Origin of the sequence: Bacillus cereus group sp. RP37 (assembly GCF_040459695.1) — a bacterium.
Classification (GTDB): domain Bacteria; phylum Bacillota; class Bacilli; order Bacillales; family Bacillaceae_G; genus Bacillus_A.
Genome location: NZ_JARVHP010000001.1, coordinates 1,694,956 through 1,708,280, shown reverse-complemented (window position 1 = coordinate 1,708,280; position 13,325 = coordinate 1,694,956). Strand labels below are relative to the sequence as shown.

Below are 13,325 nucleotides of genomic sequence, written 5' to 3'. Positions count from 1 at the left end.
GCACTACTTGGTTTTTTTTTAAGCTTGTTCTTCGAATCGTCTTGCGATTTCTACAATAACTTGAACAGCTTTTTCCATCGTATCTACCGAAACATACTCAAATTTGCCGTGATAGTTTTCACCACCAGTGAAAATATTCGGCGTTGGTAATCCCATATATGATAATTGTGATCCGTCTGTTCCACCACGAATCGGATGAATGTTTGGTTCGATATTTAAACTTTTCATCGCTTCATATGCAATATCAACAATTTCTCTCACTGGTTCAATTTTTTCAAGCATGTTATAGTATTGATCATTCATTTCTAAAACGACTGCATCTTGTCCATATTTCTCTTGCATTTGCTTCACAATATTTTCAACGTTATGTTTACGCGACTCAAAATTTTCACGATCAAAATCTCGAATAATATAATACGCTTTACTTTGCTCTACATCACCATTTAAAGAAAGTAGATGGTAAAATCCTTCATAACCCTCTGTATATTCCGGTGCATCTTCTACTGGTAAATATCCATTAAACTCCATAGCAAGTTTAGTTGCGTTACGCATTTTATTTTTCGCTGTTCCAGGATGTGTATTCGTTCCATTAAACGTTAACTTAGCACCTGCAGCATTAAAACTTTCATACTCTAAACCACCTAATGGACCTCCATCCATCGTATAAGCACATGATGCACCAAACGCTTCTACATCAAAATGCGCTGGCCCACGGCCAATTTCTTCATCCGGCGTAAATGCAACTCGTATTTTCCCATGCTTAATTTGTGGATTATGTATTAAATAGTTCATTGCAACCATAATTTCAGTCAGACCAGCCTTATCATCTGCTCCTAAAAGTGTCGTACCATCCGTTGTAATAATGGTATGCCCTTTATAAGATGGTAATTCTGGGAACTGTTCTGGTGTTAACACAACATTTAGCTCTTCATTTAACGTAATCGCATTTCCGTCGAAGTTTTCATGAATTTGTGGTTTTACGTTTTTCCCTGTAAAATCTGTTGCCGTATCTAAATGTGCTAAAAAGCCGATTACAGGAACATCCTTATCTGTATTAGCAGGAAGTGTTGCCATTACATAACCGTTATCATCCATCGTTACTTCTGTTAACCCAATTTCTTTTAGCTCTTCCACTAATAACTTTCCAAACTCAATTTGCCCAGGTGTTGTTGGAACTGTATGACTTTCTTCATTTGATTGTGTATCAATTTTTACATATCTCGTAAATCTTTCAATAAGCTCTTGTTTCAAACTCGTTCACTCCCTTTTATATTTCTTTCTTCATTATAATCCTTAAGACGAAATTTTTTAACTTTTTTGACTGTGAAAGTATATATTCCATTTACATTTTTAAAGATTTAAAACAAATCAATAGGAGTCATAATATTTGTACATTTAAACTTTAACATGTAACATTCATAATTATAAACTATAGGAGGTATGAAAGATGAGGCTAACCCTTTTTCGCTATTTTCTTTTTTTCTTAGGATTAATTTTCTTTGGCCTTGGAAATGCTCTTGCAGTCAAAGTAAAATTTCTCGGTTTACATCCTTGGGAAGTTTTAAATATGGCTCTCTACCAAAGATTTGGATGGACCATTGGTACTTGGAGTGTCATATGTGGATTATGTCTCGTTCTCATTTCTTTATTAGTAGATCGAAAATATATAAATGTGGGCACATTTTTAAATGCACTACTTATCGGTCCCATTATGGACTTTTTCTTACAATCAAATATTCTTCCAAACGCTAGTGATTATTTATGGATAAACTTACTCATTTTATTTTCTGGTATTGCCATTACAGGTATTGGGGGAGGAATGTATGTTGCGGCTGGGATTGGTGCTGGACCTCGCGATGGATTCATGCTTACTATTTCCGACAAAACAGGACTGTCTATTAGCCGTGCTAGAATCATAGTAGAATGTGTTGTACTAGTTATTGGATTTATGCTAGGAGGTCCTGTTTTCATCGTAACTTTTCTGTACACCTTTATTCAAAGTCCAATCTTTCAACAATCATTTAAGATGTTTCAAACACTCTTACATACTTTACATAACAAAGAGAAAGTTAGTGAACATATTTAAAATACAACTCAATACAAATCATTCACCCTATTTACGATTCTCACCGCAAATAGGGTGTTTCTTTTTTATCTCACAATTTAAGAATATATACTATTTATTCACAATAAAAGTATATACATCATCATAAATACAACCATTTACTCTAATAACATACTTCCCAGGTTTACTAAAACTAATTGTGTATTTATTTAGCTGAATTGCTTCTTTATCTCCAGAAAGAATATCAATACTTCTACCACTCAATACATAAAATTCACTTTGATTCATCATTACATCAATTGCATTGAAATTTCCTTCTTTCACCTGCTGTGTTTCTGCAGCACTTACACTTGGTTCTAAAAACAGTAGTCCACTTAATCCAATCGTGCCCGCTAAAGCAACTCCCGCAAACTTTTTAATCTTTTTCATCACAATGTCCTCCTTATAAATTTTGTGTAAAGGTGATTTTCTCCTTTACACCACAAAGCCTATATGTAATGAAATGAAAAGTAAACGGGGACCGTAAGACAAAATTCTACATCTTTTTCTCCAATTGAATATAAATCCAGCGTTTGGAGTTTTGTCACATTTAAAATTGTTTCCTTAAACCAACTTTCAATTATATTATTCAGAAATTGAATAATTACTTATTGATTTAAGATTCTAAAAACAGTTGATAAAGATTCTTTCTATCTCCTATCCATAATCTTTCTACATTCATGAATTGCTCATCTTTAAATTCCAACTTATATATGTCAGGCTTCGAAGTATGTATTAAAAATTCAAACCCATATTGATTATCAAATACATGCAATTAACAGTTCTAATATACGATCTGAACTATTTATCCAATCTGGAGCATTCGATTTCCCCATTCCAGGTAAATCAATATATATTCGCTTATATCCTTCATATTTTTGAAATACTGATTCCATACATTTCATCATTAATCTATGGTCAGGGGCACAGCCATGTATGATAATGACTGGTTCCACCCTCTCCCATAATTTCATAGTATACTTCTGCATCTTTCATTCGAAATAACATAAAAAGTCCCCCTATTTATACATTCCTTTTGAATGACAACACTATCAAATTTATAAGAATACACGTTCTCAATTTATATCCCCCTACAATTGATTGTTAAATTAAAAATTTCAGACTACAAACAAAAAACTTCCTTCTATTTTTATTTCCGAGAAGGAAGCTAATCTATTTTTACCCTATCATAATTTAAAACCTTGTTCTTATTAGTTTCGTTACCCCTTATTCTTCTATTTTCATTAACACGATTCTCCAGCCATCTGGATCCTCTATCGTTATCCCCTTATCTTTCCAATATGGGTTTTCTGGTTCGACTTCATCATATCCCAATCCATGCAGCCTTTTAGTCACTTTTCTCATTTCACTATCGTCACGCATATAAAATACAAGTAAATTATCTTTTGTTGGAGCTGGACAAGGACTCCCCTCTATATGTCTTGTAAATTCTAAATGATACTCTTCATCTGGGAGTCCAAACATGACCCCATCGTAGCCTTCATGATCGTAAAATTCACCTATACGTTTTAACCCTAACCCTTTTTCATAGAATGCTATAACTTTTTCAAACTGATCAGTTGGACGTGCTATCCGAAACTTCACCCAATTCTTCATGCTCTTCCTCCTATACTAAAAATTTCATACATGCTTACGTATGATTGTATATACGTAACATCTTTTTGAAATCCCTCATTAGTATGAGAATAGATGCATACAAAAGTTTAGTACATACTTTATAACAAAAACATTTTATATAAAAATTGAATGTATTATCTTTATGCAATTATGCATATTCACTTGCGAACCACTAAAAAACCTTTAAAATTCAAAGGATGACTAAATATACAATTTCCATTTAAAATCTTGATGTAATACATACTATCAAACATAATATTTTTTCAATTTTAAGAAGTATTAAACTCTTTATTACTTTCCTTATACGCATGATTTTTATAAGGAAATCTGATACAATTCTTAAATAATATTATTATGTATAGATATTACGAATATAGTGCATAATTAAAGAAGGTGATTTTATTGAAATTAAATAAAAATTTACAACTATGTATATTAATTGGAACATTAATATGTTATTCAATCTATTTTATGTTTTTTTATCTGTTCCCTACCCATTTTTCAAATTCAGATGTACGCTTCGCTTCATTTATTGTTGAAGCCATTACATTTGTATCACTAATTTACTCTATATATTCTAAAAAAGTCAGTTCAAATCCGTTTTGGATATGTATCACAATAGCAATTGGTAGTTTTTTATTAGGAAAAATAGTATATACATATCAAGATAGCTTCTTCGAGATTCCAATACATCGTTTTACTATTTCTGATGTATTTTACATGTTTTTTCTACTTTTCTGTCTTATCGCTTTCTGCTATAAAATCTTAAAAGAATGCGATAAATGGGAAAAAGCATTCTTTATTTGTGATATATGCATAGTACTTACTTCCATATTCACATTGGAGTGGTATTTATTTAATCAACCAAACTTAAATATATTCTCTCTTTCACTAGGAGATGTTTTCCTTTCATTTCTATATCCAATTGCAGATTTATTATTTCTTCTACTAGGTGTTAGTCTCTTTTTCCGTCCAACAATTTTTAATTCCAAACGGAAAATTTACATCTTTATTTTTGTATTAATAAGTTCTGCAACTTTTAACTATATTTATTTTTACCTAAATAACCATTTATCAACTGAAACGATAACATTATTACGTCTTTTATATAGAATACCTATATTATTTATTGCAATAGCTGGATCTATTTCAGAAGATCATAATAGCCATAAAAATTATTTCATTGTTAACCCTATAATAGGAAAAAAGGCTTTAGTTGTATTTCCCTATCTTGCCGTTGCAATACTAATCGGGTTTACGTTAAAAGAACAAACATCATCTTCCACTCTCATTACAGGAAATTGTATTACTTTTATTTTCGTACTCATTCGTCATTCTATTGTACGTATGCAAAACAATTCCCTAACCAAACGTTTACAGGCATTTAATGCCCAATTAGAAGAAAAAGTTACTTTACGGACTTCAGATTTAGTTCATAAATCAGAGGCTCTATCTCAAAAGCAACAAAAATTCAAATCATTATATGAATATCACCCTGATCCTATTTTTACAATTGATTTACATGGAGTATTCTTAAATGTAAATAAAGCTGGAAGTATACTACTTGGAGCACCAACTGACGAGTTACTTGGTGAAACTTGTTTTTCGATTATTTTAGATGAAGATAAATATAAACTAGCATCAGCATTAGAAAAAGTGAAACAACAAGAATCGGCATCCTTACAACTTAGTTCTCAATATAAAGATGGCTTTACTTATTTTTTATACGTTACCATCGTCCCTATTATGATAGACGGGCAAATTTCAGGAAGCTATATTATGGTGAAAGATATTACTGCACTAAAAAAACAGCAAGAAGAAATAAAATATTTAGCATTCCATGATACTGTAACGAAAATTGGGAACCGTGCCTTTTTCCATAAGAAATTAAAAAAAGTTATAAACAGTGCTAAAAAAACAGAAAGCGAGTTTGCATTATTATATTTAGACTTAGATCGCTTTAAAGCAATCAACGATACACTTGGACATTCGGCAGGAGATTACATATTAGAAGAAGTTGCAAAGCGATTCCAATCCTGTCTTCCATCACATACTCATCTGTCAAGAATCGGTGGTGATGAGTTTACAATCTTAATTGAAAATTATACTGACGAAGATGCCTTATTCGAGTTATGTAACCAATTATTTGAAAGCATAGAAAAGCCGTTTGTCATACATGAGCATACTTTAACTTTATCACTGAGTATCGGCATCGCTATTTATCCACATTCCGGAATCGATACCGCTACACTTTTGAAAAACGCTAATGTTGCAATGTATGATGCAAAGGCAAAAGAGCTTAACTCTGTCTCTATTTATGACGATGTAATCGCTAAAAAAATTGAAAGACGATTACAATTAGAAAAAGATTTACCAAACGCAATACAAAATGAAGAATTGTTCCTTTTGTATCAACCTCAAGTTGATAGTGACTCTAATAAAATTATCGGTGCAGAAGCTCTAATTAGGTGGAATCATCCTGAATTAGGCGTTATTTCTCCATACGAGTTTATTCCGATTGCAGAAGAAACACTACAAATTATTCCAATAGGAAAATGGACATTAGAGCAGGCTTGTGAGCAAATGAAACGTTGGCACGTACTCGGATATTCACATTTAAAAATAGGTGTAAATTTATCTGCTAAAGAATTTGAACAAGAGGATTTTGTAAAGTCTATTTCTTCTACTTTAGCAAATACAGGTTTACCCGCAAGTTCTCTCGATCTTGAGTTAACAGAGCGAATTGCAATGATGGATGAGCGAGAAACATTGATAAAATTGCGTACACTAAAAAATTTAGGGATTCACATTTCAATCGACGACTTTGGTACAGGCTATTCTTCGCTAGCTTACTTACCTTTATATCCAATCGATACGTTAAAAATCCCAAGAGAATTTATTACAATGTCTGAAACATGTGACGATGGAATGGAAATTATTAAAACAATCATCACATTAGCAAATACATTAGGAATGTCTGTCATTGCTGAAGGTGTAGAAACGAAAGAGCACGTAAATTTCCTTCAAAAAAATAAATGTCAGTTTATTCAAGGTTACTATTATAGTAAACCTATTCATACGCATGCATTTACTGAACTATTAGAAATCGGGATTCACCCATAGTACATAGCTAATCGTTATAAGTAATAATGAATTTGAACAACTATAGTAAAAAGGAAAGAAGATATCTTCTTTCCTTTTGTTTTTTATTTAAATTTCTATTACTTCACCACTTCATTTATTATATCTATTAATTGATGAATCCCCTCATTATTGTTTTTTTTATATCCATTCATGTTTTGAATATATCTCTCCTTATTTGTATACAACTTATTTACTGCATGTATAAATGTATTCGTACTTACTCTGTCTTGGAGTATAACTTCCGCATATCCTTGCCGAGAAAAATATTCGGCATTTAAAACTTGATCTCCCCTACTGGAACTGTTAGTTAACGGGATAAGCAACATCGGTTTCTTCAAAAATAACAATTCAGAAATAGCAGTAGAACCCGCCCTGGAAACTACAACACTCGCCATATTTAATATATGCGGCAATTCTTCCCCTATATATTCGAATTGCATATAACCTTCCATGCCAATAGATGAATCTACCTTCCCTTTACCGCACATATGAACAATATTAAAATTTAATAACAATGTTTCCAAACTTTTTCTTACCATATCATTTATCCATTGAGCACCTTGACTCCCCCCCATAATTAACAATACTGGTTTATCTTGCTGAAATTTACAATAGCTTCTTCCCCGCAATATGTTGCCCCTCTCAATTTCCTCCCTTACAATTGGTCCTACATAAACCTTCTTCTCATTCCTTACATTTGCTCCTGTCTGAGGAAATGTTGTGCATAGTTTTGTAGTAAAAGGTAATGCTATTTTATTTGCTAATCCTAACGTACTATCTGGTTCACGTATTATTACGGGTACTTTATTCATCCACGCTCCTATTACTACAGGAACGGACACAAATCCCCCTGCCGAAAAAATAACATCTGGTTTTATGCGTTTCATCAATTTATAACTTTGTATGCAACCTTTTATTATTTTAAAAGGATCTTTAAAGTTTTCCCAATCCCAATATCTCCTAAGCTTTCCCGTTGAAATACTATTGTATTTCACATTTTGAACTAATAGTTTTTCAATTCCATTTTGAGATCCAATATACTCAACTCCCCATCCTTTTTCCATAAATTTAGGAATTAATACCATATTAATCATTACGTGTCCGGCTGTACCGCCCCCAGTAAAGAGAATCTTTTTATTCATAATTTATATCCACCTTTATCATTAAAAATCTTGTTTTATACTAATCTATTAAATGTAAGTAAACTTACTATTATTTATATAAACATTTAGCTCAAATCCTATATCTTGCAAAAAATCTTTAATAAGATCATAAAAATCATTTCCATATTCACTACATTCATACTGAGCAAAGACTTGAATTACAGGCCTAGTTCCTGTACCTATTACTGGATTTTTCCTATCATCCTTTTTACTTTCCACATAAGCTCGACATTTATTTATCGCCTCATAGATACACAAAACATGCCCTTCTTCATCTTTCCAGTCCAGCGTATCAACAATTAAAAGGAATAGGATATTTTGATTATTTATTGTTCCATAGCCATTCATATATTTCTTACACCCTTTTTGTTTTTCATTGAATGCAGATGTCACTACACTTCGCATACTCAAGTACATCTTTTAATGATTGATGAAATTGAATTTCTGGGATCCAACCTAACCTTTTTATTTCCTCTATTACTACACTCTCATTTGAGTCACTCCCACTTTTCTCTGTTTCTTCTATGAAAAAATTCAGCTGAGTTAATTCTTTATATTGTTCTAGTACATCTAATAAAGATCGCTTCACTCCTGATCCGATATTATACTGTTTTCCATTTATTCCATCTCGTAATAACACATGATACGCTTTAACCGCATCACGTACATCTAGAAAATCCCTACTATCTTTCAAACTGTTTACTTCAATAATGGCTTTACTTCTACCTGATTCTATATCTATCATTTTTTTTGCGAGAATCGAACAAATGCCATTTGATACTCCTGGACCAATTAAGTTTGAGGGCTTTGCAATGATAATATTTGAATCCATTAATCCGCCCCAAGCCTCTGCAATAATGACTTGCATCGTTTTACTTAAACTATATGGATTTGAAATTTTCATTTCGTTCATACGATCTGCTTGCAAAGCAGATCCTATAACTAATGTTCTACAATGTGGTGCTTCTTGCTTAATTGCTTCTAATAAATATAACGTCCCTATGACATTAATCTCTACATATTCAAGTGCAGCTGTCCAAGACTCTATGACCGAATTCCTTCCTGCTAAATGCAATACATAATCTGGCTTTATTTGTTTCATTACCTTCATTACTTCGCTCTTATTTGTTAAATTACAAGTAATACCATTTTCAATTTTTTCTCTATGTGTACGATTTTGAAACATAGGAATTACATGAAAGCCCTGTTCTAAAAAATATTGGCAAGCATGGCGTCCTGTAAAACCATTTGCACCCGTTATTAAAAGGCTCGCATTTTTTTTCATCGTAAAAATCCTCCTTTTAATAGCATTTTTTTCACCTCATGTTTTGCAAGTAAGTCTTGTTGAGAACTAAAACTCTTCACATCCACAAGTGGATAACTAGCATAATATTCTTGAAGCCCTTCTATAGGAATAGTCGGTAGTACCACAAAATAATTTTGATCAAAACTTATACTCGTTTTACTCTCTACCTCAGATAAAAGCATTTCACTTAATTTTTCACCCGGCCTTATCCCTACCTCTTTTAACTTCACATTTTCTTTTTTCGAATCTTCAATTAACACTTCTGCTAAATCTGTTATTTTACATGCCGGCATTTTCATAACAAAGATTTCCCCGCCTCTGCCTTGATATACGGCTTTAAATAACAATCCAACAGCATCTTCAATTGTTAAGAAAAATCTAGTCATATTCGCATCGGTAATCCCTACTTGTGAAGATTTTTTAATTTGTTTTTTAAAAAGCGGTACCACACTTCCACTTGTCCCTAAAACATTTCCACCACGAACACAAATAAATTTTGTTTGCTTCGTTTGCACATTCGCATGAACCATTAACTTTTCACCAATTGCTTTTGTCATCCCATACGTATTTGATGGATCTGCTGCTTTATCCGTTGAAACATATATCACTTTCTCCACTTGCATCTGTATAGATGCTTCAATTACATTTTGCGTACCATGTATATTGGTTTTTATAGCTTCATAAGGATAATACTCACATACTGGAACGTGTTTTAAAGCTGCAAGATGGAATACATAATGTACACCTTGACATGCATAGAGTAATTGATCCTTGTCACGAATATCTCCAATAATAAATTTTAATCTATCATCATTTATGAACTGTTGCTGCATTTCAAACTGAACCGTTTCATTTCTTGAAAAAACCCTAATTTCTTTCGGTGATTTTTCTAATAGTTGTTTTATAAGTTCATGTCCCCACGAACCTGTGCCACCAGTAATTAAAATTATTTTATTTAGCATTCCTTTTCCTCCTACCAAGCATTTCAATTAAAATTTATTGAATTATTTTCAATTGATTCAAATCATAATCGTCGTTTGTTACATTTAATTGACAAAATAAAAAAACCAAAACTATTAAATATAGTTTCGGTTTTTCATTTCACCTTACAACAGTAAGATTTTTTATACTGTTTGCATGATAACTAAATTCCCTGTAAAAAACACCGCTCATTTATTTCTTATACTCGTAATAAAATAAATAGAATGATTCATAGCCAATAGTCATGTTTAAATTTATAAAAAGGGAGGTAACGGAATGTACCGAAGCAATTCAAATCATACATATAACGGACCTTCCAAAGCACTGCCTCTCTCCCTATTTGATGTAAAAAATGAATTGAAACAAAAAAGCAAACTCATTCCTTCTGGCACGATGTATAAATTAACGAAAGAAGAGCAACTCATTATCAACAACATAAAAATACAAACAGGACAGCTTAATAAAAATAATGTCACAAGAACACGTGCATACTACCAATTTTACGTTCAATATCCAGAAATACATTGGGCACTACTTGGGCATATGGTATCACGTAACGGCGGTTGGAATATGACTGATTTGAAGGGCGATTTATATACAAAAATTTTATCAGAGAAAGATCAAATCACATTTTTTTCTTTTTTAGAAAGAGGGAATTGGCTTATTTTCCAAGATGTATATCCTCAATTTCTGCTTTATGAACAAAGTGTAAAAAGAGCACAAAAGCTATTTCACCTTCTCCCTCACCTAAATGTTTCTACATTTATGGAAACGATGTGGAACAATTTTTGGAAAACAGGTAACAAACAAACATTAGCGATTGCAACTATTATTAATGAACAAAACTACTTAGAAAAAAGAGTGATTCAAAATGTACACTTTAAAAAGACTGTACTAAATAGTATTGGATTTAAACTATTTGATTTCTTTCAGTTTAATCATATCCTTTTCCCATTCTACGCAAATGATAAGAAAGAAAAAGTATTACTATTTGGTGATACAATGAAACATTTCACTTCCTTACATGAACGGATCTTAATTGGAAAAAGGTTGTATTCATTATTATTTCGGGATACACATGTTTTATCTCAAGTAATAAGCTGGGCCCAACACCATCCTCATACAGGATCAAGGAAAGATTACTGGCCTCATTTATTTTCAAGTGTGAATGAATCTTTTTCTCGTGAGTTTTATAAACGCCGAATAAAGAAATGCCAGTTGCGTAATGGCGCTTATCGTATATACAGCCCTGCACTCATCTATGCATGGCGAGATATAGAGCATGAAGAAGTTGACAGTGAAGATTGGTTTACGGACTGGCAAGTCGTAAATTATTTAGTGGATAAGGAGGAAAATATACATGGACAAATTACAGAAGACTACTGTAAAACACTCGAAAAAATTGAACTTGCCATTCTTGCAAAGAAAAATGTTCTCCTTCGAGAAGACGAATAACCTTTTCGCATTAGTCATTACAATCTTACTCTCTTCTATTATCGGAACTTGCTTAGATGCTTTTTTTGTTACGAAACAAACATATTCCTTTCCGGTTAGACCATTCTCATCCATATTTTCAGTTAACATCGGCTTTACTTTGTTTGTACTACCGATTTTAACAACGATTTTCATACAAATTTCAAAAACATTATCTGCAGTTTCTAGAATTCTTTTTATTATTTTAATAGGTATTTGTGCTAGCATTTTTGAACAGATTGCTGAAAGATTTGGTTTCTTTATTCATAGCTTGGATTGGAATCATACATATTCTTTATTTGGCTATATGATTTTCTTTTCTTTTATTTGGAAAGTATATGATTTCGTGCAAAAATAAAGAGATCCTTATAGATCTCTTCTTAAGCATACTCTTCGGTTATTACTAATGATGTAGGGTTTTGAAGACTTTTTGAACGTAAACGATAAGCAACGATTTTCTTTTTATATTGCTTTATTACATCAACATGTTCTTCATGGCTATACAGAGAAAACTTAATCTCTTTATTCCCTTTCTTCGTGTTAATAACGATTGGTGTTCCTTCCCCGTGCGGCGGAAAATAGTGTTTATCTAAAAATAGAGCCTCATTAAATTCATGAATAACTTGTAGTTTCGTTTCTCCCTCTATATTTTTTCCATCTATCGATATAGAGGTATTCTCCGCCTCAAGCTTTTGATGCAATTCAAATCTACTAATAATTGATTCTACAACAGAAGTGGGCATACTAGAAACTAATACTTTAATAGCTCCAAAAATAAATAATGTAACTATAAACCATGTTGTCATTGTTATCATCTCCATTACATTTAAAAAATAAATTTCGTTCCATACGGTATGAATATACTAATGAGTATTCCCGTTACAATCATCGTCACCGAACCGATCGTCGCTTCTTTCTCTCCTTCCTTCACAAGACGGCTCACACCGATAATATGTGACGCGCAGCCCATCCCTACTCCTTTTCCAATCGTACTCGTTATACGGAAAAACTTAAGTACTGTTGGTCCGATAATAGCACCTGTTATTCCTGCAACAACTACAAAACTAGAAGTCATAGATGGAATACCACCAATTTGATCCGCTAATGAAATAGCAATAGGCATCGTTGCTAATTGTGGTAAAGTTGTTAATATTAGTTCCTTGTCTATATTTAACATCTCACCAATCACTACATTCATACTCGTTAAAGCCACTATACCTACTGCTACACCGATAAGTATCGACAAAAAGTTTTTCATAAGTATTTTTCTCTCTTTAAATAAAGGTATCGCTAACGCTACGATTGCAGGGCTCAATAATCTTGAAAGAATGTCTCCCCCATTTTCCCTATACTCATGATGAGAAATACCAAAAATCAAAAATAAACAAATCATAATTGCTGTAACTGTTAACACCGGTAACGTAAAGGGAAACGTAAATTTTTTATATAACTTTGTCGCCAATACATACATTACTACAGTAATAATAATTAAGACCATTTGCATCGTGCACCTTGT

The 13,325-nt window shown here is 32.3% G+C and carries 13 protein-coding genes and 2 pseudogenes; 4 read left to right on the top strand and 11 right to left on the bottom strand.

Features of this window, described 5'->3' with window-relative positions:
- Positions 1-18: 18 nt before the first annotated feature.
- Positions 19-1,251 carry a peptidase T gene (gene pepT, locus QCI44_RS09075; RefSeq protein WP_016086681.1) on the bottom strand — a complete coding sequence of 411 codons (1,233 nt, stop codon included), beginning with the start codon at positions 1,249-1,251 and terminating at the stop codon, positions 19-21.
- A gap of 196 nt (positions 1,252-1,447) precedes the next feature.
- Between pepT and QCI44_RS09070 the strand changes: the two genes are divergently transcribed.
- A complete protein-coding gene (locus QCI44_RS09070; RefSeq protein WP_016086680.1) occupies positions 1,448-2,086 on the top strand; it encodes a YczE/YyaS/YitT family protein in 639 nt (212 codons plus the stop codon).
- 90 nt (positions 2,087-2,176) lie between these two features.
- On the opposite strand, the gene QCI44_RS09065 is transcribed toward QCI44_RS09070, so the two are convergent.
- The 4 genes and pseudogenes from QCI44_RS09065 to QCI44_RS09050 all read right to left on the bottom strand — a co-directional run bounded on the left by QCI44_RS09065 (position 2,177) and on the right by QCI44_RS09050 (position 3,721).
- Complete coding sequence (locus tag QCI44_RS09065) at positions 2,177-2,494, bottom strand: hypothetical protein (RefSeq protein ID WP_016086679.1); 318 nt, start codon at positions 2,492-2,494, stop codon at positions 2,177-2,179.
- A 226-nt stretch (positions 2,495-2,720) separates the two neighbouring features.
- Positions 2,721-2,879, bottom strand: a pseudogene (locus tag QCI44_RS09060) (histidine phosphatase family protein); the annotation flags it as partial.
- Positions 2,869-3,112, bottom strand: a pseudogene (locus QCI44_RS09055) (alpha/beta fold hydrolase); the annotation flags it as partial. The pseudogenes QCI44_RS09060 and QCI44_RS09055, both read right to left, overlap by 11 nt.
- Before the next feature lie 219 nt (positions 3,113-3,331).
- Positions 3,332-3,721, bottom strand: a complete 390-nt coding sequence (locus QCI44_RS09050) for a VOC family protein (RefSeq protein WP_016135203.1) — start codon at positions 3,719-3,721, stop codon at positions 3,332-3,334.
- A 423-nt stretch (positions 3,722-4,144) separates the two neighbouring features.
- Here QCI44_RS09050 and QCI44_RS09045 point away from each other — a divergent pair, with 423 nt between their 5' ends.
- Entirely contained in the window at positions 4,145-6,865 is a 2,721-nt protein-coding gene (locus QCI44_RS09045; protein ID WP_142292012.1) for a sensor domain-containing phosphodiesterase, read from the top strand.
- A 98-nt stretch (positions 6,866-6,963) separates the two neighbouring features.
- On the opposite strand, the gene QCI44_RS09040 is transcribed toward QCI44_RS09045, so the two are convergent.
- From QCI44_RS09040 to QCI44_RS09025, 4 genes are read right to left on the bottom strand one after another with little or no spacing between them, the layout of a single operon-like run.
- Entirely contained in the window at positions 6,964-8,028 is a 1,065-nt protein-coding gene (locus tag QCI44_RS09040; protein ID WP_016135205.1) for an undecaprenyldiphospho-muramoylpentapeptide beta-N-acetylglucosaminyltransferase, read from the bottom strand.
- Positions 8,029-8,076: 48 nt separating this feature from the next.
- Complete coding sequence (locus QCI44_RS09035; RefSeq protein ID WP_033659754.1) at positions 8,077-8,397, bottom strand: DUF6572 domain-containing protein; 321 nt, start codon at positions 8,395-8,397, stop codon at positions 8,077-8,079.
- A 25-nt stretch (positions 8,398-8,422) separates the two neighbouring features.
- Positions 8,423-9,334, bottom strand: coding sequence for an SDR family oxidoreductase (locus tag QCI44_RS09030; RefSeq protein WP_016135207.1), 912 nt, complete (start codon positions 9,332-9,334; stop codon positions 8,423-8,425).
- Positions 9,331-10,317 carry a UDP-N-acetylglucosamine 4,6-dehydratase family protein gene (locus QCI44_RS09025; RefSeq protein WP_016086673.1) on the bottom strand — a complete coding sequence of 329 codons (987 nt, stop codon included), beginning with the start codon at positions 10,315-10,317 and terminating at the stop codon, positions 9,331-9,333. Before QCI44_RS09025 ends, QCI44_RS09030 begins: the two co-directional genes overlap by 4 nt.
- A gap of 295 nt (positions 10,318-10,612) precedes the next feature.
- Between QCI44_RS09025 and QCI44_RS09020 the strand changes: the two genes are divergently transcribed.
- The gene (locus tag QCI44_RS09020; protein ID WP_016086672.1) at positions 10,613-11,791 is read left to right on the top strand and encodes a DUF2515 domain-containing protein; all 1,179 of its coding nucleotides are present in this window, start codon (positions 10,613-10,615) and stop codon (positions 11,789-11,791) included.
- Positions 11,697-12,167 carry a CBO0543 family protein gene (locus tag QCI44_RS09015; protein WP_098412991.1) on the top strand — a complete coding sequence of 157 codons (471 nt, stop codon included), beginning with the start codon at positions 11,697-11,699 and terminating at the stop codon, positions 12,165-12,167. Before QCI44_RS09020 ends, QCI44_RS09015 begins: the two co-directional genes overlap by 95 nt.
- A 22-nt stretch (positions 12,168-12,189) precedes the next feature.
- Here QCI44_RS09015 and QCI44_RS09010 read toward each other — a convergent pair whose 3' ends face one another.
- Positions 12,190-12,615 (bottom strand): YfmQ family protein, encoded by a 426-nt coding sequence (locus QCI44_RS09010; protein WP_088084168.1) that lies wholly within the window; start codon positions 12,613-12,615, stop codon positions 12,190-12,192.
- A 20-nt stretch (positions 12,616-12,635) separates the two neighbouring features.
- Positions 12,636-13,307 (bottom strand): LrgB family protein, encoded by a 672-nt coding sequence (locus QCI44_RS09005; RefSeq protein WP_033659756.1) that lies wholly within the window; start codon positions 13,305-13,307, stop codon positions 12,636-12,638.
- Positions 13,308-13,325 lie beyond the last annotated feature (18 nt).